Origin of the sequence: Planotetraspora silvatica (assembly GCF_016863315.1) — a bacterium.
GTDB lineage: Bacteria > Actinomycetota > Actinomycetes > Streptosporangiales > Streptosporangiaceae > Planotetraspora > Planotetraspora silvatica.
Genome location: NZ_BOOQ01000003.1, coordinates 101835 through 128834, shown reverse-complemented (window position 1 = coordinate 128834; position 27000 = coordinate 101835). Strand labels below are relative to the sequence as shown.

Genomic DNA, 27000 nt, shown 5'->3' with positions numbered 1-27000 from the left:
GCGCGGCGGTAACCTCTCGTGGTGTGTGCGTGAAGTGCCCAGTGGTCTCGGCCGCTGGGCACAGCCTTCTGTGCGGTGCGTAAGGAGCAGCGGTGACTCAGCAGCGTCGGGGACTGGGCAAGGGGCTTGGAGCTCTGATCCCCACGGGGCCGATCGTGGATCCATCGGTCGCAGCGAGTTCTCCCGCTGAGGAGTCAGTGGATTCGGGGTTGAAGCCCGTCGACGGGGCCTACTTCCAAGAGATTCCGGTCGCGGCGATCTCTCCCAACCCCCGCCAGCCGCGTGACGTCTTCGACGAGGACCGGCTCGACGAACTGGCCGCCTCCATCAAGGAGGTCGGTCTCCTCCAGCCGGTGGTCGTGCGCTCGTTGGGCGCCGGCCAGTTCGAGCTCATCATGGGGGAGCGCCGGTGGCGGGCCTCCCAGCTCGCCGGTTTCGAGACCATCCCGGCCATCGTCCGCAGCACGCAGGACGACGAGATGCTGCGCGAGGCTCTCATCGAGAACCTCCAGCGCGAGCAGCTCAACTCGCTCGAGGAGGCGGCTGCCTACCAGCAACTGCTCGACGACTTCGGGGCCACCCACGAGGTGCTGGCGCGGAAGGTCGGCCGGTCGCGTTCGCACATCACCAACACGCTTCGGCTCCTGAACCTCCCGCCGAACGTCCAGGTGCGCCTCGCCGCGGGTGTGATCAGTGCGGGGCACGCGCGTGCGCTGCTTTCGCTGGACGACCCGGCCGCACAGGATCGGCTCGCGGGACGGATCGTGGCCGAGGGACTGTCGGTCCGGACGGTGGAGGAGATCGTGGCGTTGGGAGACGCCAGCTCCGGACCGGCCCCTCGGCAGCCGAGGAAGAAGCAGCCGACCGCGCCGGCCCTGCGCCACCTGGCCGACCGACTGTCGGACCATTTCGAGACCAAGGTGAGGGTCGACCTCGGCCAGCGGAAGGGAAAGATCGTGGTGGAGTTCTCCACGATCGACGACCTGGAGCGCATCATCGGCACAATGGCGCCGGAGGCGAGCAACGCGATGCGAGGGCTTTCTCCGGAGTAGAGGGGTGGCGCTGTTTCACGTGAAACAGCGCGACTCGTCGTCTCCGCACCCCTGCGCCGTCGATGTTTCACGTGAAACGGCATCGCGGTTCGAGTGACCGCGTGTGGCTCAGGGCGATGCATGCCATGCCGGGGGAGTGGCGGCCGAGGCGGCGGTGCCGTGTTTCACGTGAAACGTCGAGCCTCACCCGCGGCGAGCGGCTGCCTCAAGAAGGCCCTTGCAGAGAGCGCCGAGATCCCGGCCCGCCGCCTCGGCGGCCATCGGCAGAAGCGACGTCTCGGTCATGCCGGGCGCGACATTCACTTCCAAGAAGTACGGTCGGCCGGAGGCGTCGACGATGAGGTCGGTTCGAGAGACGTCCCGAAGCCCGAGGGCGGTGTGAGCGGCCACGGCCATCGCCGCACACGCCTGGGTCGCCTCCTCGGACAGCCGGGCCGGGGCGAAGAACTCCGTGTGGCCCGCCGTGTAGCGCGCCGCGTAGTCGTAAACCCCTCCGTCGGGCACGATTTCCACCGGAGGCAGGGCGACCGGACCTTCACCGAGGTCGACGACGGACACGGCGATCTCGACACCCGTGATGTACTTCTCGATCAATGCGGTGTCGCCGTACGCGAAGCAGCCGACCATGGCGGCGGGCAACTCGTCGGCGGTGCGCACGATCGAGGCCCCGAGTGCCGAGCCGCCGCGTGACGGCTTGACGAACAGCGGCAGCCCGAGGCCGTCCACGATCCGTGCGAGGACGGCCGTCGCGCCCAAGTCATGGAAGGTCTCCTTGGGCAGTGAGACCGAATCGGGGGTGTTCAGTCCCCAGGACCGCACGACCGCCTTCGCCGTCGGCTTGTCGAAGGCCACCCGGCACGCGTCGGGGGTCGCTCCCACGTACGGAACGCCGAGCAGTTCGAGGACGGTCCGGATGGCGCCGTCCTCGCCCGCGCCGCCATGGAGGGTCACGAACGCCGCGTTCGGCGGGTCCGCCAACACGGCCGGCACCAGCGAGGCGTCGGTGTCGCGGGTCTCGACATCGACGCCTGCCGAGCGCAGCACGTCGGCGACGCGACGTCCGGAACGGATGGACACCTCGCGCTCGTAGGAAAGACCGCCCGCGAGAACGAGCACGTGGCCGAGATCGCTCATGCCTGCCTCCCAGGGCGCGGCCCGGCGTTCACGGGCTGCGGTTCGATCTGCGACAGGGGCATGAAGTGTTCGGTCGTCGGTCGCTTGCTCACGGAGAGGGCCTTTCTCTCGCGCAGGAGTCCTGTAGGGCGGGCCCGATCAGGCTAGCCCCACCTGTCCTCAGGCGAGATCTGGGCCGGGCGTGTCGATTCCGGCGTGCCAGCGGGCGGCTCCCGTGCCGAACGTGTCGCGCAGCTGCAGCTCCTGCTCGATCACCCCGGCCAGGCGGCGCACACCCTCGCGGATGCGGTCGGGCTGGGGATAGCAGTAGGACAGTCGCATGTGCTGCGCGCCGCCGCCGTCGGAGTAGAAGCCGGTCCCCGGGACGAACGCGACGCGCTCGGCGACCGCTCGCGGCAACAACGCCTTGGAGTCGAGCCCCTCGGGCAGGGTCATCCAGACGAAGAAGCCGCCGGAGGGACGCGTCCAGGAGCACCCGGCCGGCATGAACACCTCGAGCGAGTTGAGCAGCGCGTCGCGCCGCTCGCGGTAGAGCTCCCGGAAGGTCTTGATCTGCTCACGCCAGGGCTGGGTCGCGAGGTACTGCCCGACGGCGAGTTGGGTGAAGGTCGAGTGCGACAACACCGCGGACTCCATCGCCAGCACGAGCTTGTCGCGGACCGCGTGCGGAGCCAGTGCCCAGCCGACGCGGAAGCCCGGCGCCAGCGTCTTGGAGAACGAGCCGAGATAGACGACACCGTCAGGATCGTCGGCCCGCAGTGCGCGCAACGGCTCCCCGTCGAAACCGAGCAGCCCGTAGGGGTTGTCCTCGACCACCAGGACTCCGGCCCGCTGGCAGATCTCGAGAACCTGGCGGCGGCGGACCTCGTTGAGCGTGACCCCGGCCGGGTTCTGGAAGGTCGGGATCGTGTAGAGGAACTTGATGCGGTTCCCCGCCGTCTGCAGCGCGTAGATGGTCTGCGCGAGTGACTCGGGAATGAGCCCCTGGTCGTCCATGGCGACATGCACGACCTTGGCCTGGTAGGCGCCGAACGTCCCGAGCGCGCCCACATAGGAGGGCCCCTCCGCCAGAACGACGTCACCCGGGTCGATGAAGATCCGGGTGATCAGGTCGAGGGCCTGCTGAGAGCCCACGGTGACGACGACGTCGTCGGCGCCGGCTTCGATGCCCTCCATCCGCATGACCTCGCAGATCTGCTCGCGCAGGTCGGGGTCTCCCTGGCCCGAGCCGTACTGCAGGGCGACGGGACCACGTTTGGCGACGAGATCGGCGACGAGCTCGCCGACCACGTCGAGGGGGAGGGCCGTGACGTACGGCATGCCGCCGGCGAGCGAGACCACCTCGGGCCTCGATGCGACGGCGAAAAGAGCTCGGACTTCGGAGGCGACCATGCCGGCTGCGCGTGCTGCGTACCGGTCGATGTAGGCGTCAATTCGCGACCCTTGGGCCGCGTTCGTTCGACCGTGATCGAGTTCATGGGTCACGGTCCACCTCCGATCACGTAGCCGAGAAATCCAGAGTACGGTAGCGCGCCACGCCGATCACAGCAGGGCCTTGACCATGAAGGGCGCTCGGCCTTGCCGCTCCGCAACGTCGGCGGGCGGCCGGAGACGGCTCCGGAGACGGGCTCTGACACCCGTGGAAACAGGGGCGGGGGAAGGTTGTGGCGTCCGGCCTCCGCCCCCTTTCCCTGGGTTACGATGCCAGCTGGAGACGCCGTATTCGCGCGCTTTTCCTGGCAACACTCCTGGCGGGGATTGGGGCAACACGTGTCGCGTCGGCTGGCCAACGTCACCCTCGACAACCTTGACGACCTGCCACGCCGTTGCCGGCAGTGCGTGTTCTGGGAGCTCGACCCCGTCGGTGGGGAGCGTGCCGTACAGGCCGGCGACCCGGGCCTGGAGAAGGAGGCGTGGATCTCCGGAACGCTCCTGGACTGGGGGAGCTGCGGGAAGATCGTTTATGTCGACGGAGTGGCCGCCGGATTCGTGCTCTACGCGCCTCCGCTCTACGTGCCCCGCTCGATCGCCTTCCCGACCTCGCCGGTCAGCTCCGACGCGGTGTTGCTCATGACGGCGCACATCATGCCCGAGTTCTCCGGGGGAGGGCTCGGCCGGATGCTCGTCCAGGGGGTGGCCAAGGACCTGACGCGCCGGGGAGTGCGGGCGATCGAGGCGTTCGGCGACCTGAAATGGGAACAGCCCAGCTGCGTCATGCCAGCCGAATATCTGCTTTCGGTTGGTTTCAAAACAGTTCGCCCACATTTGCGCTTCCCCCGGCTCCGGTTGGAGCTCAAGACGGCCGTCTCGTGGCGTGAGGACGTCGAGGTGGCCCTTGAACGCCTTCTTGGATCAATGAGTCCAGAGAGAGCGCTACGGCCCGTCTGAGACGATCTCAGCCCGTCGCCCTCGCCCCAGCCACCTCTTGGGAACCGTCAGAGCGGTAGGGCCGGGCCGTCCGAAGCCGGCGCGGGCCGTGAAAGCACCCACGTTCGACCGGCGGCGTCGTGAAAACCCGAAAGCCCCCCGCGCCGCTGGGCGAGAGGGGCTCTCTTGTGGGTGTGTTCCGCCGGAAAGGCGGTGGTACGGCTCACGCCGCAGGGGGCACGACCGTCAGATGATGCCCTCGAGCTCGCGGAGCAGCATCGCCTTCGGCTTGGCGCCGATGATCTGCTTCACGACCTCTCCACCCTTGTAGACGTTCAGCGTGGGGATCTGGAGCACGCCGTAGTCGCGCGGAGTCGCCGGGTTCTCGTCGATGTTCAGCTTGACCACGGTCAGCTTCTCGGCGTTCTCGCTCGCGATCTCCTCGAGGATCGGGGCGACCTGGCGGCAAGGACCGCACCACTCTGCCCAGAAGTCCACGATGACCGGCTTGTCACTCTTGAGGACCTCGGCATCGAAGGTGCCGTCGGTCACGCTCTTGATGGCGCCCAAGGTATCTCTCCCCTTGATCTGTGTGGTCGGTGTAACCGCGGAGCCTGCCCGCGCATTCCCGGCGTCAGCTGTGGTCGGTGAGCCAGCGCTCGGCGTCGAGGGACGCGGCACATCCGGTCCCCGCCGCGGTGATCGCCTGCCGGTAGGTGTGGTCGACGACGTCGCCGGCCGCGAACACCCCGTCGAGGTTGGTCTTCGTCGTCGGGGCGTCGACCAGGATGTATCCCTCGTCGTCCAGGTCGATCTGCCCCCGGACCAGATCCGTGCGCGGATCGTGGCCGATGGCGATGAACAGACCGGACGCGGGAAGCTCGGTCTCCTCACCCGTCTTGAGGTTCCGTACGCGCACCGCGGAGACGCGCGTGTCGCCCAGGATGTCGACGACCTCGCTGTCCCAGACGAAACGGATCTTCTCGTTGCCGAACGCCCGATCCTGCATGATCTTGCTGGCGCGCAGCTCGTCACGCCGGTGCACGATGGTCACAGACTTGGCGAAACGGGTAAGGAACGTCGCCTCCTCCATCGCGGTGTCGCCCCCGCCGACGACCACGATGTCCTGGTCGCGGAAGAAGAACCCGTCACAGGTGGCACACCAGGAGACGCCGCGGCCGGACAGGCGCTTCTCGTTCGGCAGCCCCAGTTCGCGGTAGCCCGACCCGGTCGCGAGGATCACGGACTTCGCGTAGAAGGTGTCGGTGTGCGTCTTGACGACCTTGGGATCGGCCGCGAGGTCGACCTCGGTCACGTCGTCGGCCACCAGTTCGGCGCCGAACCGCTCCGCCTGCTTGCGCAGGTTGTCCATCAGGTCAGGACCCATGATCCCGTCAGGGAAGCCGGGGAAGTTCTCCACATCGGTGGTGTTCATGAGAGCGCCGCCGGCGGTGACCGATCCTTCGAACACGAGCGGCTTGAGATCGGCTCGGGCGGAGTAGACGGCCGCCGTGTAGCCGGCGGGGCCCGACCCTATGATGATCACGTTACGGACGTCGCTCAACGGATTCGCCTTCCGGGTGCTGTTCGATGCAGTGGCGTCAACAGATCCTAGGTCTTCAGGATTCCCGCTACGGTCACGGCGGACACGACGCCCCATCCGTGGTGCCGAAGTGACGGATTTCGCCTGGTGAGGTCTCTGTCCGTACCCGACGCGATCGTGTGGCCTGACCCTCAGGAGGCCCTGGCGACCTTCGGTCCTCTGGTCAGGCCCGGCCGGCTCCGTAGATGCGAGAGCATGGGCACGAGTTTGGCCCGCCCGCGGGAACAGCGGCTCTTCACCGTTCCCGCCGGTACGTCGAGCACGGTGGCCGCGTCCTCCACCGAGTACCCCATCATGTCGACCAGCACCAGAGCCGCCCGCTGGTCGATGGGAAGGCGCTTGAGCGCCGCCTCGATCTCCATCGAGATCTCATGCTCGTCCGTCTGGTCCGCGAGAGAGACCTCCCGGTCGGCGGCTTCGATGAGCTCGTCGTCGGCCACGGGCCGTACCGGTTTGCGGCGCATCCGGTCGAGACAGGCATTGACCACGATGCGGCGAAGCCACGTGGTGACCGCGGCCTCGCCCCGAAAGCTCCCCGCCTTGCGGTAGGCGGAGACGAAGGCGTCCTGTACGGCGTCCGCCGCCTCGTCGGGGTCGCCCAGCGTCCGCAGGGCGACCACCCACAGGCGCTCGCGATGTCGTTTGACGATCTCGCGGAACGCGTCGGGATCGCCCCCGAGGTGACGACTCAGAAGATCGGCATCCGTCAGCGCCGGGCGCGTTATGTGCTCAGCGGGCGGGGGATCGTCTGAGTAGGTCACATACCCTGCTATGCGGATGCGGGAGAATGGACCAGTATGTCATAAATTGTCCCGCGATACTTCCCATCAAAGTAGGGCAGTCGCGTGAACCAGACCAGGACGTACTGACCGGTCGCCGCCTTGCTCGGCGTGAGGGTGACCGACCCGGAGGCGTTCTCGTTCTTGGCCACGGACTTGAGCGAGGACAGATCGGCGGCGTCGCCGACCCTGAGTTCCACGCTCGCGCCGTCGGCCTCCGGCAGCGAGAGGGTGATGTTGGAGACCTGAATCGGCTTGCCCATGTCGAGGATCAGGCCGACACCCGACTTGAGCCGCCCCAGTTCGGCGCTCTTGTACGTGTCGGTGTGCCAGTCGGTCGAGGACTTGCCGTCGATCGCCGCGTCCGCGTACTCGGGGTTCTCCTGCTTGTCGTCACCCAGGGGATCGAAGCCCGTGGCGCTGACCGGCTTGACGGTGACCGGCTTGGCCGAGGGTGCGGAGGACGTGGGGCCGCTGCTGCTGTTGTGAGCCACCGGCGGGGTGTTGCCCAGATTCTTGCCCACGGTCCACGCGCCGAGGCCGACGGCGGCCATGACCAGCAACACGATGATGGTCAGAAGGACCTTGCTCGCGGGTCCGGTCTGTGAGCGCTGACCGTGCTGCGATCCCTGGACGGGAGGCTGCGGAGAAGGCGTCGGCCACGGGTCCATCGTGTCCGGCGCCTCGGAACGCAGGTTCAGTGAGGGTGGCGCGGAGGAGATCGGTGCGGGCGTGGGCCGTGGCACCTCGGAGAGCGCCTCGGCGACCTCCGCGGGGGTGGTCAGCGGCGGCTGGCCCCGGCGGGGCTCCTGGAGGAGCACCCGGCAGGTGATGGCGTCGAGATAGCCCGGGACGCCCGCGGTCACCTGACGAGGCGTGCACAGCCGTCCGTAGTCGAGGGGGGCGGGAGGGAGTCCGCAGTCCATGTCGCCTGGCCAGTGGCCGGTCACGGCGGCGTACAGGAGGCGTCCCAGCCCCTCGGTGTCCTCCCGGACCGGATCGTCGCTCGACAGGCCCAGGATCGCAGCGTCGACCGCGACGCCGAGCAGTTTGACGGTGCCGCCACTCGTCCAGACGAGGCGACTGGGCGTCAGATGGAGATGCGTGAGGCCCGCCGCGTGGGCGTGGGCGAGCGCCTCGGCGGCCTCGGCCACCAGCGCCGCGCCGCGTTCGGGCTCGATCGGCCGGCTGGTCAGCAGGTCGAGGAGGGACTCACCGCTGACCCACTCGCTGACCACGTAGGCGGTGCCGTCCTGGTCGGCCGCGTCGAACACCTGGGTGAGACGGGGATCGGTGAGGCGGCTGGCCGCGCGCGCGGCCAGCACCACCTCGTTCACGCGGGGAAACTCGGGGCTGAAGGTGTGGACGGCGACCGGCCGGGCGAGGATCTCGTCGATGGCCTTCCAGAGCGTCGCACCGCCGAATTCGGTGACCCTGTCCTCCAGCCGGAAACGATTCGCCAGCCGGGTCCCTGGTTCGACTGCGGACATACTCATAGGGCCGCCTCAATCCGCGGCTCATCGGCATGCATCAGCCGATGCCGGGTGGTTTCGCCCACGCCTTCCCGCTTCCGCTCGCCGGTCGAACTCTAGGCGCACCATGCTAGTGCCGTGCCGGTCCTGCCCGCCTTCCCGATCGAAGAGGTCTGAATCGGACTTTTGGTCAAGCCTCTACCGTTCGGTCACTCTCGAGGACTCTTACCGTCCTACCCGGCTCGTAACGAGTCCAATGATGGAGCTCACCTCGGTGACACGCATCCGGTGCGCGGCCAGCAGGTAGAGCAGCAGGCCGAAGCCGCCGCCTGCCGCGAGGATGACCGCGGAGCTGAGCGCCGTGATCGGTGTGATCTCCCTGGTCAGCCAGAGGACGGCCAGCGCGACGACGGCTGCGGGGATCGCCGCGACGTACATTCGGGAAAGCCCCGACGCCACAGACCGGCCGCCGAGACCGCGGATCCTCCGGCTCGCCAGCAGCCAGGCGATGCCGCTGCCGATCACGTACGTCAACGTGAACGCGAAGGCCAGACCGATCACGATGTACCGGGCGGGAAGCGTGAAATACGCAATAAGGCTCAAACTTGCATTTATTGCGACATTTACTCCAGCAATAAGCGCCGGGGTCTTCGTGTCACCGAAGCTGTAGAAGACCCGGAGGAGAAGCTGGAAGATCGAGAACGGCACGAGCGCCAGCCCGAAGACCTGCAGCACGTTGCCGATGTAGAGCGCGTTGGCCGCGGTCATGTTGCCCCACGAGAAGATCAGCGTGGTGACGGCGGGGCCCAGGACCATCAGGAGCAGGCCGGCCGGGACGATGACCGACGAGACGAGGCGCACTCCGGAGCCGAACTCCGTCCGGGCCGCGTCGAACTCCCCGTCCGCGACGTACCGGCTCATCCGGGGGAGCATCGCCGTGATCACCGACACCGCGATGATCCCGTACGGCAACTGGAACAGCTGGAACGCGTAGGAGTAGGAACTGTTGCCCGCTCCGGGGGCCCGCTCGCCGGCGCCGGTGGCGAGCTTGGTGGTGACCCAGAAGCCGAACTGGGTGATGCCGACGTAGGCGAAGGTCCACACCGCCGTCCTGGCGGTCTCGCCGAGTCCCGTGTCACGCAGCCCGAGGCGGGGCCGGAACCGGAAACCGGCCCGGTGCAGTGCGATGACCAGCACGATCGACTGGACCACGATGCCGGCCGTGGTGCCGACGCCGAGCAGCGTGAGGTCCTGGTGGGTGACGTGCTCGATGTCGGACGACCCGACGGCCAGGTAGGCGATCGCCACCCCGATCACGACGAGGTTGTTGAGCACCGGCGCCCACATGGGTGCGGCGAACCTGTCCCGCGTGTTCAGGATCGCGCCGGCCATGGCGCCGATCCCGAAGAACGCGATCTGCGGGAGGATGAACCTGGCGAGCGTGCTCGCCACGTCGATCTTGTACGACGACCAGTTGGACGCCGTGTAGAGCTCCATGATCGGTCGTGCGAGGAGCACGCCGACGGCGGCGATCAGGGTGAGCACCACGATCGCGAGCGTCATCAGCCGCTGCTCGAAGGCCTGCCCCCCGTCCGCGTCCCGCTTCTTCGCGCGGACGATCATCGGGACGATCACACTGCTCAGCACGCCGCCGATCAGCAGGTCGAACAGGATGAACGGGATCTGGTAGGCGGCGTTGTACGCGTCACCGAGCGCGAAGGTGCCGATGGCCGCGGCGAGCACCGCCGTACGCAGGAAGCCGGTCAGCCTGGACACCATCGTGCCGGCCGCCATGATCGCGCTGGCCCGAAGCATCCTGCTCATAGTCTTCCTTCAACTCGGCGGCCCGTTCGGCCGTGTCCGTGCGCCGGCGGGTCCTGACGCCCCATCCTCGGAGTCTCCCAGAGGCTATGTCGGCGGCGACTCACGCTGGTCCGCCGGGACGGCCTGGGGCCCCCCCGGCGGAGGCACGGACTCGGGCCCGGCGGGCTCGGCGGGGCTGAACGGGAAGGACTTCCTCGAACGGCGGCGAAGGATCCGCATCACCACGGCGGCCAGCATGATCGTCAGCGCCGCACCCACGATGACCAGCGCGATGCCGGTGTAGCCGGTGGCGCGGACGGTGACGTGGACGGCGTCGCCGTAACGCTTGCCCTCGGCCGTCAGGAGCTGGATGGCGATGGTCGCCTCGCCGCCGCCCTGAGGCACGGTCACCGGCACGTTCTCGAGGAGGGTACGCGACTTGAGGATCGTGGTCTCGGGGGTCTCGTAGACCCCTCCGGGGGCGTCGATCCCGAGTCTCGACGTATTGTCCGAGGTGACCCGGATCTTTATCCGGATGGGCTTGTCGAGGCTGTTGGAGACGCTGACCGGCACCTGGCCGTTCGCCCCGGCCACCGCGCGTGCCGTGCCGACCACCAGCACATCGTCGATGCGGGTGTCGACCGCCTTCTCCACCTGCGCGGCGAAGGCGGTCGCCCGCTTCGAGTCTCCGCGCCATGACGACGAGGTCAGCCGGAGGATGGCGTCGTGGAAGAGCTGGGTGTGCTCCTCCGTCACCGTGGCCGCCGCGTCGGCCTTGTCGCTGAGCTTGCGTACCGTGGCCAGGTAGGACTTCCCCAGCTCGGCTTGGCGGTCGCGGGTGGTGTAGACGAGGTCGGACCTGTGCACCTGGGCCTTGGTCGGCTTGACGGAGTCGAGCGTGGTCATCTTCAACCACGGAGCCGCCGACACGTTCTTGAGAAGCGCCGACACGAACTTGGGGTCGGGGTTCCACAGCTCAGCGGGAGGCGCCACGACGATCGTCCTGGCCGTACGGGCACCTCCGCTCGTCTGGCCGCCTCCGGTCCCTTGGCCACCCCCGGTCGTCTGGCCGCCCGTCAAGGGCGTTCCCTGGGACTGCGAACCCGGTGGCTCGAACGCGATCATCGCGGTCTCGGCGATGAACCGCTGCCGTGCGAGCAGCGCGCTTCCGGGAGCGGAGACGTCACCACCGAGGAGCTGGCTCAGCGTCGGATCGGAGACGAGCGCCGCGAGGGGCCCGGACACGGTGTCCAGGCGCGACGCGGCGTCCGGAGTGGTGGAGACGGGTGGGTCGGGGGGGAGGGTGTCGCCGGAGAGCAGCACGGACTTCACCCCGGCCGTGGCCAGCTCGTCGATCGCGTCGCGGTCCGCCGCACCACCTGACGGCCATGCGACGGACGTCGGCACCTCCCGGCCGAGCTGCGCCGTCGCCGCCGCCGCGCCTCTCTGGATGGCGGCCGCGGCCGGCGCGTCGAGCCCGTTGTGGACGAGCGCCGTGACGTCCGGATCCCCGTACGGCGTGGCCATGACGGGTTTGTCGGCGAGAGCCGTACGAACGGCCTCGAACCACTGGGCCGCGGCCGCGTCCGGCGCCTTGCGGGTGTTCTCGTCGCCCTTCACCACGGTGTACGGCCCGGCCGACGACTGGCGGACGTCATCGAGGACGGCGGGATCGAGGAACCAGGTCACGGTCTTCCCCGTGCTCTGGACCAGTTCGAGCAGCTTCGACAGGCGCCCTGAGGTGACCGACGTGTGGAGATCGTCGTCCATGAAGGTCGAGTCGTCGGCGCGGTGGGGCCGGTCGACGAGCGGCAGGGCGACGGCCAGCTTGATCTTCGGGGGCTGCTGGTCCTTGGGCACGTAGGTCAGGAACGTGCGATCCATGGCGATCTGCGCGCCCGTGTTGCCGTCGAGCACCTCGATGCCGAACGGGTAGACCCCCATCTGGGTCATGCCGAGCTCGTGTGGCGTCACGTTGAAGGTGAACGCCAGCTTCCCCGACTGATCGAGCGTCGTGAACTGCACCTTGGTGCTGTACGAGGTGGTGACGATTCCCTGACCGGTGGCGAATTGCGCCATGTCGGCGCGGGTTCGGAACGGCTGTCCGGGTGAATAGTGAATGCGGACGCGCACAGGGGCCATTGGGGTGCCCGTGACCGTGCCCGTGACCTGAATGGGGATGGTCGGCTCGCGCGGCACCTCAGGTGTGATCCGCCCCACCAGGAGCGGGTTCGCGGGAGCAGCGATCTTGCCCAGACCTCGGGGAGCCGCGACAGCCGTACCGGCCATGCTCGGGGGGACGAGCAGGGCAGTGGTCAGCAGGGCGAGCAGAGCGGCCTTACGGATCATGTGCGGGCCTGCAGTGGGGTTCGGCGCACGCCCAGAATGCTATGGCCTAAGCCGTACTCATTGGGCTGGCCACACCCGCCAGGCCGCGTCGTCTGGGCGTCGTGAGGTCGACGGGCTTGCCCGCCATCAGGTCCAACAGGTGAAAAGCACGTAGTCGTAGCGCTGTGGACCGCTCTCCGGTGGCTGTGACGACAGGTTCATCCGGATCCAGGCCGTCGATGAGGCGTTGGTCGATGAGGGTGGTCAGCTGCTCGGGAAGCAGAAGCGGGCAGACCAGGCCGTCCGCGTAGTCGGTGGCCGAATTCACTACGAACGCGGAGGCGGGTACGACGCGCCGGGCACGAAACAGTGCTCCGACCGCCTTGGCCTTGGGCGGGGTGTCGACGGTGCCGACGACGGCGACCGGGTCCCGGCCGTCCTCGGACGAGACCTCGAACACCCGTACGCTCACGCAGGTCCCGGCACCGATCCCGAGAACCTCGGGAAGCTCTTGCGAGGATGTCAACGCACGAGGAAGCCGTACGATCTCATGGTGGATCTGATGGGCGAGGAGCCAGCGGTGAATCGCGAGAGCGTCTTTCATCTCTGAGCTCCTTGCTTTGTCCAGCGCCCCCGAACTGACCGTAGCCTGGTGATTGCTAGGTGTGTATCCCCCCTAGGTGACACCAGGATGCGACGGGGGAGAATCGTTCCGTGACCGAAGGACCTACCCAGCCTTGTCCGTTTCAAATCTGAGCGACCGCCAGCAGCGAGCCGTAGATGACCTGTTCAGGCGCATTGCCCCGGTGGCCGACGAGCTCGGAGAGCTGTTCGCGGCCCGCGGGCACGAGTTGGCCCTCGTCGGCGGCTCCGTCCGCGACGTCCTGCTCGGCCGTGTCGGCCATGACCTCGATCTGACCACGGACGCCAGGCCCGAGCGCGTACTGGAAATAGTCAAGGACTGGGCCGAGGCCGTCTGGACGATCGGGATCGACTTCGGCACGGTCGGCGTCCGCAAGGGCGGCTGGCAGCTGGAGATCACCACATACCGCAGCGAGTCGTACGACCCCTCCTCGCGCAAACCCGAGGTGTCCTACGGCGACACGCTGGACGGCGACCTCCGCCGCCGGGACTTCGCGGTCAACGCGATGGCGGTCCGGGTGCCGAGCCACGAGTTCGTCGACCCGTTCGGCGGGCTGCCCGACCTCGCGGCGAAGGTGCTGCGCACGCCGGGAGCGCCTGAGGACTCGTTCGACGACGATCCGCTGCGGATGCTCCGCGCGGCGCGCTTCGCCTCCCAGCTCGGTTTCTCGGTGGATCCGAAGGCCGTCGAGGCGATGACGGCGATGGCCGGCCGCATCGAGATCGTGTCGGCCGAGCGCATCCGTGAGGAGCTGGACAAGCTGATCTGCGGGGCCGGGCCGCGTGACGGCCTGGCCATGCTGGTGGACACGGGCCTCGCGGCCCACGTCCTGCCCGAATTGCCCAAGCTTCGGCTGGAGATCGACGAGCATCACCGGCACAAGGACGTCTACGAGCACACATTGATCGTGCTGGAACAGGCGGTGGGGCTGGAGACCTCCGGCCCCGACCGGGTGCTCCGGTGGGCCGCGCTCCTGCACGACGTGGGCAAGCCGAAGACCCGCCGCAACGAGCCCGGCGGCCGGGTCTCCTTCCATCACCACGAGGTGGTCGGGGCCCAGATGGCCAAGAAGCGGATGAGCGAGCTCAAATTCCCCAAGGACGTCGTGGCCGACGTTTCGCGGCTCGTCGAGCTCCATCTGCGGTTCCACGGGTACGGCTCAGGCGAGTGGACGGACAGCGCGGTCCGCCGGTACGTCCGTGATGCCGGACATCTGCTGGAACGGCTGCATAAATTGACCCGAGCCGACTGCACGACCCGCAACAAGCGGAAGGCGGCCGCCCTCTCGCAGACGTACGACCAGCTGGAGGAACGCATCTCCCGGCTGGCCGAGGAGGAGGAGCTGGCCAAGATCCGGCCGGAGCTCGACGGCAACGAGATCCAGGAGATCCTCGGCCTCTCACCCGGTCCGGTGATCGGTACGGCCTACAAGCACATGCTGGACATCCGCATGGACGAGGGCATGATCGGCAAGGAGGCCGCCAAGGAGGCCCTCCTGAAATGGGCCCACTCCCAAGGCATCCTCCCCTGACCACCATTTGCGCGTGATCATGCACAGGTTCGGTGGGATGGGCGATGACCAGCCCGAATCCCTGGCGTGATCATGCACGAGTTCGGTCACATGGCTGTTGAGCAGGTGTGATGCACATCGTGATCATGCGCAAGTTCGCGATCAATGGATTCGACCTGGGCGTTCATCAGGCGTGATCATGCACGCTCCGAGGATCTGCATGATCACGGAGCAAGAAACCCCAGGTGAACGGCACCGTGTCCGAACCTGCGCATGATCACGGATAGGGGAATCCCAGTTCAGTGGCCCTGCGCCCGAACCCGTGCATGATCACGCCCGGGGAAAGGGCAGCTCAGAGGGGCTTTCCACGAACCTGTGCATGATCACGCCGAAGGGTGGGGGGGTCTGCTGGGGGTGGGCCTCTAGGGTGGGGGGATGAACGACGGGGACATCCTTCGGATGGATGAGGATCATGTGTGGCACCCGTACGCGGCTGTGCCGTCCACCGTTCCCGTCCACGCCGTCCGCAGGGCGGAGGGCGTGCGGCTGACCCTGGCCGACGGTCGTGAGCTCGTCGACGGCATGTCGTCCTGGTGGGCCGCGATCCACGGATACAACCACCCCCGGCTCAACGCGGCCGTTCGCGACCAGCTCGACGACATGGCTCACGTCATGTTCGGCGGCCTCACCCACGAGCCCGCCGTACGGCTGGCCGGGACGCTGGCCCGAATGACGGGGCTGGACCGGGTGTTCCTCGCCGACTCCGGTTCTGTGGCCGTCGAGGTGGCCATCAAGATGGCCTTCCAGTACGCCGCGGCCACCGGCGGCGCGGGCCGTTCGAAGCTGCTCACCGTCCGCGGCGGCTACCACGGCGACACCTTCGGGGCGATGTCGGTCTGTGACCCGGTCAACGGCATGCATCACCTGTTCTCCGGCCTGCTGCCCCAGCACGTTTTCGCGCCGATCCCTCCAGGGGGGTACGGCTCCCGCCCGGGAGAGGCGGTCGAAGCCCGCCCCGACACGGCCTACCTCGGGGAACTGGAGGCCCTTGTCGCGGCGCACGCGCACGAGCTGGCCGCGATCATCGTGGAACCGGTGGTCCAGGGCGCGGGGGGCATGCGGTTCTACCATCCGGCGTACCTGCGCCGGCTCCGTGAGCTCGCCGACGAGCACGGCGTCCTGCTGATCGCCGACGAGATCGCCACCGGCTTCGGGCGGACGGGTGAGATGTTCGGCTGTGACCACGCGGGGATCAGGCCGGACATCATGTGCGTCGGCAAGGCCCTGACGGGTGGATACATGACGCTGGCCGCGACGCTGAGCACCAAGGAGGTCGCCGACGGCATCGGCGTCCTGATGCACGGGCCGACCTACATGGGCAACCCCCTCGCGACGGCCGTGGCGAACGCCTCTCTCGAGTTGCTGGCCGAACGGCCCTGGCGGGAAGAGGTCAAACAGATCGAGGCGGCCCTCCTCGACGGCCTGGCGGAAGCCGTGCACATGCCCGGGGTCCAGGACGTCCGGGTTCTGGGCGCGATCGGGGTCATCGAAACGGTCGAACCAGTGGATGTTGCGAAAATTCAGGACGTCGTGATGGACCATGACGTCTGGCTCCGGCCCTTCGGGCGCCTGCTCTACACCATGCCGCCCTACGCCTGCCGGCCCGAGGAGATCGCGATGATCACCCGGGCCATGGTCGCGGCGGCGGCGAGCCTGTAGGCGATCACCCGCCGTCCACCCCCGCCGTTCAGTCGGTCGCTCACTCGCCGCTCAGTCGGTCGCGACCGCGGGCTCCCGCCCGCCGTTCCCGCCGGACACCACGAGCCGGTAGACGAGGGCGCCCAGCAGGTAACCCCCGGCGATGACGGCGAGCGCGAAGTAGGACTTGCCGTTCGGCGGGAGCAGTGCCGCCGCGAAGGCCGCCCCGACCACGGTCGTGCCGTTGAAGAGCATGTCGTAGATGGAGAAGACGCGGCCCAGGTAGGCGTCCTCGATGTCCCGCTGAACGATGGTGTCCGTGCAGATCTTCACGCTCTGGATGGCCACGCCGACCACGAAGCCGGCCGCCATGATGGCCCACTCTTTGAAGGTCGCGCACAGCGCGAAGCTGAGCACTCCGCTGCTGACGAGCATCGCCGGGATCCAGGTCTCGAGGCGGAACCGTTGCCCGGCCCAGGGGGTGATCAGTGCGGCGACGAAGTACCCGACTCCCGACGTCCCCACCACGAGCGCGATCCCGCGGAGCGCGGCATCGGCGTCGGTGGTGAAGTAGTAGCGATACAGCATGACCACCATCGCGAGGAGCGTGCCGTAGAGCAGGCGGTGGGTCGCCATGCCGCCCAGCGCCGCGGCCGCCTGCTTGCGGTGCGCGATGTACCGGGCACCGTCGACGAGTCCGCTCAGCACGTGCCGTACGGCCTCGCGTGCCTGGGGAAGCAGGGGGTCGTAGGCGGGGCCGAGCAGAGACCTGTCCATCGTCCTCGCGATGAGAGCGCTCAGGCCGAAGACGACCCCCGAGCTCACCAGCAGCATGGCGGTGCCGTTCGCGTCCGAGCCGAACACCTCGCGGAGCACGAACCCGGCCCCGAACCCGATGAAGGTCACGACCGTTCCGGACGTGGGAGTGACCGCGTTGGCCATCATGAGCCGGTCGGCGGGGACCACGTGGGGAAGAGAGGCCCCGAGAGCCGCCAGGAAGAAGCGGTTCACGCCGAGAACGCCCAGCGCGGCGGCGTAGAAGACCGTGTCCGACGCTCCGCCGGCCAGGAGAGCGGCCGTGGCGATGAGCAACACCCCCCGGACGAACGGCGCGATCAGCAGGATCTGCCGCCTCGACCAGCGGTCGATGAAGACGCCGACGAAAGGCCCGAGCAGGCTGTACGGCAGCAGCAGCACGGCCATTCCCGCGGCGATCTCGAGGGCGTTGGTCTGCCGCTCGGGGCTGAAGAACGCATAGCCCGTGACCGCGAACTGGAAGATCCCGTCCGAGAACTGCGAGACCAGCCGGGTGCCGAAGAGCCGGCGGAAGTTCTGGCCCTGCAATACCACGCGCAGGTCGGATACGAAGGACACGGCGACAGCCTACGCGGGTAGATCAGCCGCACCATCCGGGAGATCCCTGATCAACCACTGATCGCGCGTCGGCCTGCCGGAACGCACATGATCAAGTACTCTCTGTTGAGTGACCTATGACGAACACGTCGTGCTGGTCGATGGCGAGGGAAACCCGATCGGCACCGCTCCCAAGTCCACGGTCCACGGCGTGGAGACTCCTCTGCATCTCGCGTTCTCGAGTTATGTCTTCGACAGGCAGGCCCGTGTTCTGCTGTCCCGGCGGGCGGATCACAAGATCACCTGGCCCGGCGAGTGGACCAACAGTTGTTGCGGCCACCCGTTGCCCGGCGAGGCACTGGAGTCCGCGGTCACCCGCAGGCTCGATTTCGAGCTCGGACTGCACGTCGACTCGATCGATCTGGTGCTGCCGGACTTCTCCTACAAGGCCGTCATGGACAACGGGATCATGGAACACGAGCTCTGCCCGGTCTACCGGGTGATCGTGTCGGCCGATGCCGTACCGAACGCGGAAGAGGTCGGCGCGATCCGGTGGGTTCCGTGGAAGGAGTTCGCCGACGAGGTGCTGAGCGGGGAGATGCCGATATCCCCCTGGGCGCGCGAACAGGTGCCGCTCCTCGTCGCGCTCGGCCCGGATCCGCTGACCTGGCCGTCGGCCGACCGCGCGAACCTGCCGCCTGCGGCCCGCTGAGGTCTCGCGCGCAGCACTCACGGACCGTTCGCAGCCCGCGAGCTCACCCGCGACTGTTCCCGGCGTGCTGAGGTCTCGCGCGACCGCTAGCGGACCGTTCGCGGGCCGCTGGGATCTCATGGCCGCCGCACATGTGCCTGGACGGCAAGATGCCCCGGCTCGCCGTTGAGCCGGGGCATCTTGTGATCAGGTGACGTACGTGCGTGACGTGCGCCGACATCGCGGCCGAACGCGTGGGCCCGCCGGGTGGGGTTAGCGCTCCACCTGGCCGCGGATGAACTGCTCGACGGCATCACGCGCGGCGTCGTCGGAGTACTGCTCCGGCGGCGACTTCATGAAGTAGGAAGACGGCGACAGCAGCGGCCCGCCGATGCCCCGGTCGAGAGCGATCTTCGCCGCGCGGACGGCGTCGATGATGATGCCGGCGGAGTTGGGCGAGTCCCAGACCTCGAGCTTGTACTCCAGGTTGAGCGGGGTGTCGCCGAAGGACCTACCCTCCAGGCGGACGTAGGCCCACTTGCGGTCGTCGAGCCACGGCACGTGGTCGGACGGGCCGATGTGGACGTCGGCCTTGGCCATCTCGTGCGGGATCTGCGAGGTGACCGACTGCGTCTTGGAGATCTTCTTGGACTGGAGGCGCTTGCGCTCCAGCATGTTCATGAAGTCCATGTTGCCGCCGAAGTTCAGCTGGTACGTGCGCAGCAACTCGACGCCGCGGTCCTCGAACAGCTTGGCCAGCACGCGGTGGGTGATGGTCGCACCGACCTGCGACTTGATGTCGTCGCCCACGATGGGAACGCCGGCCTCGGTGAACTTCGCGGCCCACTCGGCGTCCGAGGCGATGAAGACGGGCAGCGCGTTGACGAAGGCCACACGGGCGTCGATGGCGCACTGCGCGTAGAAACGGTCGGCCTCCTCCGATCCCACGGGGAGATAGGAGACCAGGACGTCGACCTGGGCGTCCTTGAGCGCCTGCACGACGTCGACCGGCTTCTCGTCGGACTCCTCGATGATCTCGCGGTAGTACTCGCCGAGACCGTCGAACGTGGGCCCGCGCTGCACGGTCACACCAAGCGGCGGCACGTCAGTGATCTTGATCGTGTTGTTCTCGGAGGCGACGATGGCCTCCGAGAGGTCGCGGCCGACCTTCTTGGCGTCCACGTCGAAAGCGGCGACGAACTCGACGTCCCCGACGTGGTAGTCGCCGAACCGCACGTGCATCAGGCCCGGCACACGGGTGCCCGGATCTGCGTCCCTGTAGTAGTGGACACCCTGGACCAGCGACGCGGCGCAGTTACCCACACCAACGATGGCTACGCGCACCGAACCCATCGCACCTGCTCCTTTGCTTATTGTCTTACTTATCTGTTTCGGGCCCTTCGGCCCTATCTGATGCTTCTTGTACCGCCTGCGGCTGATCGGGCTCGGCGGCGTTCCCCTCTTCCGCGCGCGGAGTCGTGGTGCTTCGCCGTTCTGAATCGATCAGCTCGTTCAGCCAGCGGACCTCGCGCTCGACCGACTCCAGCCCATGGCGCTGGAGTTCGAGGGTGTAGCTGTCCAGCCGTTCCCTGGTCCGGGCGAGAGCCGTACGGACACCTTCGAGACGTTCCTCCAGGCGGCTACGGCGGCCTTCGAGGATGCGAAGCCGCACCTCTGCCTCCGTGTGGCGGAAGAACGCGAAGTGGATGCCGAAGCTCTCGTCCTCCCAGGCGGAGGGGCCCGCCTGGGTCAGCAACTCCTGGAGACGCTCCTTGCCCTCCGCGGTCAGTTTGTAGACGATCTTCGACCTGCGGCCGAGGACCGTTTCCTGTGGCGGCTCCTCCTCGACGATGAGCCCGTCGTTGAGCAGCCCTCGCAGGCAGGGATAAAGCGAGCCGTACGAGAAGGCGCGGAACATCCCGAGCAGGGTGTTGAGCCGTTTGCGCAGCTCATAACCGTGCAGAGGAGTCTCATGCAGTGACCCCAGGACGGCGAGCTCCAGCACGCCTCCACGAGAGCCCGTCACTGGATCCACCCCCTGTGTCAGACCGATGTATCGAACCGATACATCCGCAGGATACGTCGCGCCGTCATATCGCGCAACGGATGAATGGTTGGGCAAGGTTCGGCAAACAGTCGTAATCTGGGTCACATGTGGTCACAGCGGGCGGTCGTGGACTACGGCCTCGCTAGGCGGGCGACGATTCAGTCGATCCGCTCCGGCCACATGGAGCCGCGGGATGTCTGCGACGCCCATCCGTACCTGCTGCGCGCCGCGCGGTTCCACGGCGAGCCGACGGAACGCGCCTGCCCCATCTGTGAGCACAGGAACGTGACCAACGTCACTTACGTTTACGGGGACGAATTAGGACGCCTGGCCGGACGCGTCAAAGTGACGGCCGATCTTGTGGAGATGGCCCAGGAATACGGTGAATTTCGGGTCTACGTGGTCGAGGTCTGTCAAGGTTGTTCTTGGAACCATCTGGCGGTCTCGTTCGTGCTCGGAACAGGCGACCCCCCGGGCCCCTGCCTTTAGGGCGACTTTCAGCTCCAAGAGGTACGCTCACCGGCCTGTCGACCCGATGTCGGCGATTTCCCCCAACAGCTAACGAGGACGCGTGACTAACAGCAGCTACGGCCAAGAGGAACCTTCGGGCTCCGGCGGATCGCCCCGCCCTGGGCGTCGCCGCCGTTCGCCCGGACCGAGCGGGGACAACCGTGCGACGGCCCGCGGCGAGCAGCCCCAGCCAGGACAAGGCCGTCCGCACGCTCAGCAGCCGCCTTCCGCGGCCCCTCGGCCGGCGCGGCCCAGTGCCCCGGCCGACCCTCGCCGTAGCCAGTCCGCCTTCGAGGACACGGCCGCGATGGGCGCGGTGCCGCCGCCGGCAGGTGGCCGCCGACCCGATCAGCGCCAGCCTTCGGGAGACCCTCGCCAGTCCGGCCGCGACCCGCGACAGGGCGCAGGCCCCGGTGGCGTCGGTCCCCGTGGTGTCGACCCCCGTGCTGCCGGCCCCCGGCCGCCTGGCGCCCCCGCTGGACCCGGTGCTCAGGCAGGTCCCGGCGGCGCTCTCGTCCCCGCGGGACCTGGCAGGTCCGCACGCCCCGGCGGCCCCGGTGCCCCCGACGGAGGCCGAGGCCGCGGTGGTCCGGGTGCGCCCGGCGGCGACCGGACGCAGGCTCTGGGAGCGTCCGCGGGCGGCTTCCGTCGCGATCAGGACGGTGAAGGCACCCAGGCGATGTCCGCGGGAGGCCGCCGCAGGGCGGGCGAGCCCGGCAGGCGTCGCATGGGCCCCGGCGGACCGGGTGGTCCCGGCGGACCGGGTGGTCCTGGCGGACCGGGTGGTCCCGGCGGCCGCGGACCCCGCGACCCGTTCGACGACGATGACGACGAGAAGCGTCGCGACTGGAAGCGGTTCATCCCCAACTGGAAGATCGTCGTGGCCGGCTTCACGATCCTGGTCGCAGGCGTCTTCGGCATGATCGCGGTGGCCTACGCGAACACTCCGGTCCCCACGGCCAAGCAGGACGAGGCCCTCGCGCAGGGCAGTGGCATCTACTACTCCGACGGCAAGACGCTCATCTCTCACTACGGGGCCCCCCGTGAGATCATCCCCATCAGCGACGTCCCCGAGCACGTCCGGGACGCCGTCGTATCGATCGAGAACAAGACGTTCTATCAGGACTCCGGAATCTCGGTCCCCGGAATGGCGCGCTCCGTCTGGATGACGGCGACGGGCCAGCAGTTGCAGGGCGCGTCCACGATCACGCAGCAGATGGCCCGCAACTACTACGACGGCCTCAGCCAGGACGTGTCGATCAAACGAAAGCTCAAGGAGATCTTCGTCGCGGTCAAGCTCGACAAGTCCCTGACGAAGGACAAGATCCTCGAGCAGTACCTCAACACCGTGAACTTCGGCCGTGCCTACGGCATCCAGGCCGCCGCCAAGGCCTACTTCAAGAAGACCGCCAAGCAACTCACCCCGGCGGAGGGCGCCTACCTCGCGGCCCGCATCCAGACGCCGGCCCTCGAGGCGGACTCTCCGCAACTCCAGGGCCGGTTCAAGGACGTCATCAACGCGATGGCGGCCTACAACCCCACGAAATACGGCAGCCTGCCGACCACCGCCAAGTTCCCCAAGACGATCAAGTCGAGCACCAATCAGGACCTCAGCGGCTCCAAGGGCTACATGGTCGAAGTGGCGCTCCGGGAGCTGGCGAAGAGAGGCATCCAGGCTGACCAGGTCGAGAGCCAGGGCTACAAGATCGTCACGACGTTCGATCGGAAGCTCATGGGGGCGGCGAAGGCGGCCGTCAAGGCCACGACCAATGGCATGGCCAAGGACTTCCACGCCGGACTCGCGGCCGTCGACCCCAAGACCGGGCGGGTCGTCGCCTTCTATGGCGGAGACGACTACGAGCACGACCCGTGGAACGAGCCGTTCGACTCCAGGAAGCAGGCGGCGTCCGCTTTCAAGCCCTACGTCCTCGCCGCCTGGCTCGAGGCGGGGTACAGCCTTAACAGCTGGGTGCCCGGGAAGCAGACGGTTCCCGCGGAGCTTCCGGGCACCACGAAGATCTCCAACGATGAGGTCGTCAATCCTTCCATCGACGTGACCTACGCGACCGCGCACTCGATCAACACGGCCTTCGCCTCGATGGCCTTCGCGTTGCCCGGCAAGCTGGGCGATGTGAGGTCGCTGGCCGAGCAGGCGGGAATCAGTGAGACGGCGCTGAAGCAGGACGAGAAAGGCGTCAACGGTGAGCACGGGCACGGCTACCAGCTCGCGATCGGCAGCGTCGGGGTCACGCCGGTCGAGCAGGCCGCCGGCTACTCGATCTTCGCGAACAAGGGTCTGCACGCCGACTACCACGTGATCAAGTCGGTGACGCAGGGCAAGACGACCGTGCTGCCCGAGCTCAAGTCCCTCCGGCAGGTCATCTCGGAGGAGTCGGCGGCCGACGCGACCTCGGCGATGGAGGAAGTGCTCAAGGTCGGTACGGCCGCGGGCAAGGGAATCGGCCGTCCGGCGGCCGGCAAGACGGGAACGAACAACGACGAGAAGGAAGCCTGGTTCGTCGGCTTCACCCCGCAGTTGAGCACCGCGGTCGGGATGTACCGCGAGGAGTGCCGCACCAAGAAGGGCAAGGTCGTCCAGCCCGAGTATTCGAACTGCCCCTGGTCGGACGGCAAGAAGAACACCAAGTACACCCCGCAGAAGCCGTACAGCTTGCCCTACGAGGTGTCGCTGGGCTTCCAGGGTGCCGACCGGCCCACCACGATCTGGCGCGCCTTCATGACGGCGGCGATGGAGGGCAAGCCGATCGAGCAGTTCCCGCAGAAGGCCTTGATCGGCTCGCCCAACGACATCGTGGGGCCCCCGGCTCCCCCGAAGCCGCCGGAGGACCAGGGCCAGAACCAGAGTCAGTTCTGTCAGCAGCACCCCAACCGCCCTCAGTGCCAGAACCAGAACCAGGGTCAGCAGTGCCAACCCGGTGACACCAGGCCGCAGTGCCAGGGCCAGGGCCAGGGTCAGCAGTGCCAGCCGGGTGACACCAGGCCGCAGTGCCAGGCCACCGACCCGAACCAGCCGAACCAGCCGAACCAGCCGAACCAGCCAAATCAGCCGAACCAGCCGAACACGCCGGTGACGACCCAGTCGGATAACCTCCGAAGGTTCGCGCGTCGATGACGTCGGGCGCCGGGACCGGATGAAGCCGGTCCCGGCGCCGACCTTCGGTCATGACGGCGTCCGAGCGAGCGCCCGCGTGATGTCAGATGCCGCCCGCGTGATGTCAGAGCGGAAATGTTGTGCCGGCGGTGTCGCGGACCTCGGGCGTGGAGTGGTGCAATACCCACCATGACAACCCCGACCGCGAACGCGTCCAGCCCTGTGCCGGGGCTCGCCCAGCGGGCAGTGCCGTACCTGCCTCTCGGGCTCCTCGCAGGACTCGGCGCCGTGCTCGCCTTCCTGTGGAAGTCGCCCTGCCGGTTCGGCGGCGCGTGGAACACCGGGGTCGGCCAGTACACCAACTTCTGCTACACGGACATCTATCCGCTCTGGTGGGCCGAGCACCTCAACGAGGGAAAGATCCCCTACGTCGACTATCCGGTCGAGTACCCGGTCGGCATCGGCGGGATCATGGAGTTGGTCCGTCGCCTGGCGCAGGGGGACGGGCTGGCGTTCTACGACATCACCGTCATCCTCATGGGCATCGCGCTGGTCGTCGGCGTCCTGCTCATGGCCGCGCTCGCCGGGCCGTCCCGCCGGTGGGACGCGCTGTGGTACGCCATCGGCCCGGCCGTCATCCTGTGCGCCTACATCAACTGGGACCTGGCCGCCGGCGCGCTCGCCCTCGGGGGCCTGCTGGCCTGGTCTCGTGAGCGGCAGTATCTCGCCGGCGTCCTGCTCGCCCTGGCGGTCGCCACGAAGTTCTACCCGCTGATGTTCTTCGGGGCGCTGTTCCTCCTCACGGTCAGGACGGCCAAGTGGATCCCGTTCCTGAAGACCGCCGGGGCCGCCGCCGGGACGTGGCTGCTGGTCAACGTGCCCATCATGATGATCAGCTTCGACGGCTGGAAGAGGTTCTACACGTTCAGCAGTGAGCGCGGCGCCGACTGGGGCGGGCTCTGGTTCTTCTTCCAGGCCAAGAACTGGGGCGTGCTCGCCGATCCGGACCTGCTGAACAGGCTGGCGATGGCCGCGCTGGCCGTGCTCCTGCTCGGGGTGGCGGCACTCGCGCTCTTCGCCCCGCGAAGGCCGCGGCTCATGCAGTTGTGCTTCCTCGCGCTGGCCGCATTCATGATCACCAACAAGGTCTGGTCGCCGCAGTACGTGTTGTGGCTGGTGCCCTTCGCGGTGCTGGCCAGGCCCAAGTGGGGCGCGCTGGTGGCCTGGCAGGTGGCCGAATGCTGGTACTTCTTCTCGATCTGGCTCTATCTCGTCTCCCAGGACCCGGAGCACGCGAGCCTCGGCATCGGTGACACGGCGTACTTCCTGGCGATGTGGGCCAGGGCGTTCACGATCGTGGTCCTGATGGCGCTGGTGGTCAGGGACGTCCTGCGGCCGGAGTCGGACGTCGTCCGCAGGAACGGGGTGGACGACCAGTCCGGTGGAGTCTTCGACGGCGCTCCCGATCGGTTCGTCCTGCCCCCACGAGTCGCCTGATCGGTCCGTACGGCCTGGCAGGGCGGACATTTCGGTAGCGTGGAGCGCGTCAACGGTGGGCGGACGGCCCCACATTCGTGCTCGCCGAGCCGGTGCGGCACACCCTCTGTAGCCTTGTTCCAACGGTCCGGAAGGCCTGAATCGGATGCCGGAGGCAGGGCGTCAGGTGCGAAAGAGTCTCCCGTGGCGAGTGCTGATCGTCTGGGTGGTGACCCGGGCGGCGTTGCTCCTCGCCGTCACCCAGTTCATCCCCGTCGGCCATGCCGGGCATTTCGAGAACGACGTGTCGCTCTACCGAGACTGGTCGCAGACCCTGCTCGCCGGGCAGTTCCCGGCCGGTGACGACAAGTGGCAGTACCCCCCGCTCGCGGCCGCGCCGATGGTCGTGCCCCGCCTGCTGCCATGGAGTTACCACCTCGACTTCTACCTGGTCGCGCTGCTCTGCGATCTGGGGATTTTGCTCCTCCTGTGGAGATTCGCCCGCAAGGTGGGTGCCGGCCGTACCGGTCTGTGGGCCTGGACCGTGGGTGCGGCACTCCTCGGACCACTGCTCATCTCGCGCTACGACCTGACGGTGACGCTCGTGGCGGTCATGGCGCTGACCGCGTCGGCCGACCCCGTCATCCGAGGGATGCTCATCGGAATCGGCCTCCTCGTCAAAGTCTGGCCGGTCGCGCTGCTCGCCGGGCTCCGGCGCGGACGTGAGGCCCTGACCGGTGCCGGATCGGCGCTCGCCGTCGCCGCGGCGGGCTGCGGTGTGGCCGTCCTGCTCATGCCGCACGCCCTCGACTTCCTCACGGCCCAGGAGGACAGGGGACTGCAGATCGAGTCTCCGGCCGCGACCCCGTTCGCCCTCGCTCGCGCGTTCGGCTGGTGGGACGGCTACACCAACTACCAGCACGGCGCGATGGAGGCGGTCGGACCCGGAGTCGCCACGGCGGAACAGTTGACGCTGTTCGCGACTCCGGTGGCCCTCGCCTTGCTGGCGCTGTGGTGGGTGCGGGCGACGCCGAACGCCGGGACCTACTACGACGCGGCGCTCACCGCGGTGCTCTTCCTCGTGGTCACCAGCAGGGTGCTCTCGCCGCAGTACATGACCTGGGTGGCCGGCGTCGCGGCGGTCGTCCTGACCGTACGGCCCAGCGGTCCCGGAGCCGGGCAACGACCGGTCGTGTGGCTGGTCCTCGCCGCGACCCTGCTGACGGGAATCACGTATCCGTGGCTGGAACAGGACTACAGCTGGACGGGTGACCTGCCCGGGACCCTCGTGCTCGCCGCCCGCAACCTCATCCTGGTCGTGGCCGCGATCATGTCCTTCGTCCGGCTGTGGCGCAGCACCGGGAGCCGGAGGAGGACGGCGGGGGTCCCTGCCCACCGCCTCGCCGTACCGACCGTGTGAGA

Annotated in this window: 21 protein-coding genes; 9 read left to right on the top strand and 12 right to left on the bottom strand. The window is 68.0% G+C overall.

Features of this window, described 5'->3' with window-relative positions:
* The first annotated feature begins 92 nt into the window (after window positions 1-92).
* Window positions 93-1052 carry a ParB/RepB/Spo0J family partition protein gene (locus Psi02_RS03780; protein WP_203971848.1) on the top strand — a complete coding sequence of 320 codons (960 nt, stop codon included), beginning with the start codon at window positions 93-95 and terminating at the stop codon, window positions 1050-1052.
* Between the two features lie 183 nt (window positions 1053-1235).
* On the opposite strand, the gene Psi02_RS03775 is transcribed toward Psi02_RS03780, so the two are convergent.
* Both Psi02_RS03775 and Psi02_RS03770 read right to left on the bottom strand, forming a co-directional pair.
* Window positions 1236-2186 carry a D-alanine--D-alanine ligase family protein gene (locus Psi02_RS03775; RefSeq protein WP_203971846.1) on the bottom strand — a complete coding sequence of 317 codons (951 nt, stop codon included), beginning with the start codon at window positions 2184-2186 and terminating at the stop codon, window positions 1236-1238.
* 159 nt (window positions 2187-2345) lie between these two features.
* Entirely contained in the window at window positions 2346-3578 is a 1233-nt protein-coding gene (locus Psi02_RS03770; RefSeq protein WP_203971844.1) for an aminotransferase-like domain-containing protein, read from the bottom strand.
* Between the two features lie 378 nt (window positions 3579-3956).
* Here Psi02_RS03770 and Psi02_RS03765 point away from each other — a divergent pair, with 378 nt between their 5' ends.
* A complete protein-coding gene (locus Psi02_RS03765; RefSeq protein WP_203971842.1) occupies window positions 3957-4574 on the top strand; it encodes a GNAT family N-acetyltransferase in 618 nt (205 codons plus the stop codon).
* A 225-nt stretch (window positions 4575-4799) separates the two neighbouring features.
* Here Psi02_RS03765 and trxA read toward each other — a convergent pair whose 3' ends face one another.
* From trxA to Psi02_RS03730, 7 genes are all read right to left on the bottom strand, one after another.
* A complete protein-coding gene (gene trxA / locus Psi02_RS03760; protein WP_275409560.1) occupies window positions 4800-5123 on the bottom strand; it encodes a thioredoxin in 324 nt (107 codons plus the stop codon).
* Between the two features lie 64 nt (window positions 5124-5187).
* Entirely contained in the window at window positions 5188-6117 is a 930-nt protein-coding gene (gene trxB / locus Psi02_RS03755; RefSeq protein WP_203971840.1) for a thioredoxin-disulfide reductase, read from the bottom strand.
* Window positions 6118-6287: 170 nt separating this feature from the next.
* Window positions 6288-6917 carry an RNA polymerase sigma factor SigM gene (gene sigM, locus Psi02_RS03750; protein ID WP_239094581.1) on the bottom strand — a complete coding sequence of 210 codons (630 nt, stop codon included), beginning with the start codon at window positions 6915-6917 and terminating at the stop codon, window positions 6288-6290.
* Window positions 6918-6925: 8 nt separating this feature from the next.
* Complete coding sequence (locus Psi02_RS03745) at window positions 6926-8431, bottom strand: protein kinase family protein (protein WP_203971838.1); 1506 nt, start codon at window positions 8429-8431, stop codon at window positions 6926-6928.
* Window positions 8432-8632: 201 nt separating this feature from the next.
* Complete coding sequence (gene murJ / locus Psi02_RS03740; RefSeq protein WP_203971836.1) at window positions 8633-10231, bottom strand: murein biosynthesis integral membrane protein MurJ; 1599 nt, start codon at window positions 10229-10231, stop codon at window positions 8633-8635.
* An 84-nt stretch (window positions 10232-10315) separates the two neighbouring features.
* Window positions 10316-12559, bottom strand: coding sequence for a DUF6049 family protein (locus Psi02_RS03735; RefSeq protein WP_203971835.1), 2244 nt, complete (start codon window positions 12557-12559; stop codon window positions 10316-10318).
* A gap of 46 nt (window positions 12560-12605) precedes the next feature.
* The gene (locus Psi02_RS03730) at window positions 12606-13142 is read right to left on the bottom strand and encodes an aminoacyl-tRNA deacylase (protein WP_203971833.1); all 537 of its coding nucleotides are present in this window, start codon (window positions 13140-13142) and stop codon (window positions 12606-12608) included.
* A 133-nt stretch (window positions 13143-13275) separates the two neighbouring features.
* Between Psi02_RS03730 and Psi02_RS03725 the strand changes: the two genes are divergently transcribed.
* Both Psi02_RS03725 and Psi02_RS03720 read left to right on the top strand, forming a co-directional pair.
* On the top strand, window positions 13276-14712 hold the full coding sequence (locus Psi02_RS03725; protein WP_203971831.1) for a CCA tRNA nucleotidyltransferase: 1437 nt from the start codon (window positions 13276-13278) through the stop codon (window positions 14710-14712).
* Window positions 14713-15126: 414 nt separating this feature from the next.
* Complete coding sequence (locus Psi02_RS03720) at window positions 15127-16410, top strand: adenosylmethionine--8-amino-7-oxononanoate transaminase (protein ID WP_203971829.1); 1284 nt, start codon at window positions 15127-15129, stop codon at window positions 16408-16410.
* Between the two features lie 51 nt (window positions 16411-16461).
* Here the strand turns inward: Psi02_RS03720 and Psi02_RS03715 are convergent, their stop codons facing one another.
* Window positions 16462-17763, bottom strand: coding sequence for an MFS transporter (locus Psi02_RS03715; RefSeq protein WP_203971827.1), 1302 nt, complete (start codon window positions 17761-17763; stop codon window positions 16462-16464).
* Window positions 17764-17872: 109 nt separating this feature from the next.
* Here Psi02_RS03715 and idi point away from each other — a divergent pair, with 109 nt between their 5' ends.
* Window positions 17873-18454, top strand: coding sequence for an isopentenyl-diphosphate Delta-isomerase (gene idi, locus Psi02_RS03710; RefSeq protein WP_203971825.1), 582 nt, complete (start codon window positions 17873-17875; stop codon window positions 18452-18454).
* A 252-nt stretch (window positions 18455-18706) separates the two neighbouring features.
* Here the strand turns inward: idi and Psi02_RS03705 are convergent, their stop codons facing one another.
* On the bottom strand, window positions 18707-19786 hold the full coding sequence (locus Psi02_RS03705) for an inositol-3-phosphate synthase (RefSeq protein ID WP_203952753.1): 1080 nt from the start codon (window positions 19784-19786) through the stop codon (window positions 18707-18709).
* 25 nt (window positions 19787-19811) lie between these two features.
* A complete protein-coding gene (locus Psi02_RS03700; protein WP_203971823.1) occupies window positions 19812-20459 on the bottom strand; it encodes a PadR family transcriptional regulator in 648 nt (215 codons plus the stop codon).
* 126 nt (window positions 20460-20585) lie between these two features.
* Between Psi02_RS03700 and Psi02_RS03695 the strand changes: the two genes are divergently transcribed.
* The 4 genes from Psi02_RS03695 (at window position 20586) to Psi02_RS03680 (ending at window position 26998) form a co-directional block, all read left to right on the top strand.
* Window positions 20586-20969, top strand: a complete 384-nt coding sequence (locus Psi02_RS03695) for a DUF5318 family protein (protein WP_203952755.1) — start codon at window positions 20586-20588, stop codon at window positions 20967-20969.
* 700 nt (window positions 20970-21669) lie between these two features.
* Window positions 21670-24123 carry a transglycosylase domain-containing protein gene (locus tag Psi02_RS03690; protein WP_203971821.1) on the top strand — a complete coding sequence of 818 codons (2454 nt, stop codon included), beginning with the start codon at window positions 21670-21672 and terminating at the stop codon, window positions 24121-24123.
* Window positions 24124-24291: 168 nt separating this feature from the next.
* Window positions 24292-25599 carry a glycosyltransferase family 87 protein gene (locus tag Psi02_RS03685; RefSeq protein WP_203971819.1) on the top strand — a complete coding sequence of 436 codons (1308 nt, stop codon included), beginning with the start codon at window positions 24292-24294 and terminating at the stop codon, window positions 25597-25599.
* A gap of 166 nt (window positions 25600-25765) precedes the next feature.
* Window positions 25766-26998, top strand: a complete 1233-nt coding sequence (locus Psi02_RS03680) for a glycosyltransferase 87 family protein (RefSeq protein ID WP_203971817.1) — start codon at window positions 25766-25768, stop codon at window positions 26996-26998.
* Window positions 26999-27000: the final 2 nt, after the last annotated feature.

Coding starts and splice junctions, on each gene's coding strand:
- Psi02_RS03745 (WP_203971838.1), bottom strand. CDS start 8,431: ATGAGTATGTCCGCAGTCGAACCAGGGACCCGGCTGGCGAATCGTTTC.
- murJ (WP_203971836.1), bottom strand. CDS start 10,231: ATGAGCAGGATGCTTCGGGCCAGCGCGATCATGGCGGCCGGCACGATG.
- Psi02_RS03720 (WP_203971829.1), top strand. CDS start 15,127: ATGAACGACGGGGACATCCTTCGGATGGATGAGGATCATGTGTGGCAC.
- Psi02_RS03775 (WP_203971846.1), bottom strand. CDS start 2,186: ATGAGCGATCTCGGCCACGTGCTCGTTCTCGCGGGCGGTCTTTCCTAC.
- Psi02_RS03705 (WP_203952753.1), bottom strand. CDS start 19,786: ATGGGTTCGGTGCGCGTAGCCATCGTTGGTGTGGGTAACTGCGCCGCG.
- Psi02_RS03685 (WP_203971819.1), top strand. CDS start 24,292: ATGACAACCCCGACCGCGAACGCGTCCAGCCCTGTGCCGGGGCTCGCC.
- Psi02_RS03770 (WP_203971844.1), bottom strand. CDS start 3,578: ATGGTCGCCTCCGAAGTCCGAGCTCTTTTCGCCGTCGCATCGAGGCCC.
- Psi02_RS03690 (WP_203971821.1), top strand. CDS start 21,670: ATGTCCGCGGGAGGCCGCCGCAGGGCGGGCGAGCCCGGCAGGCGTCGC.
- Psi02_RS03695 (WP_203952755.1), top strand. CDS start 20,586: ATGTGGTCACAGCGGGCGGTCGTGGACTACGGCCTCGCTAGGCGGGCG.
- Psi02_RS03730 (WP_203971833.1), bottom strand. CDS start 13,142: ATGAAAGACGCTCTCGCGATTCACCGCTGGCTCCTCGCCCATCAGATC.
- Psi02_RS03735 (WP_203971835.1), bottom strand. CDS start 12,559: ATGATCCGTAAGGCCGCTCTGCTCGCCCTGCTGACCACTGCCCTGCTC.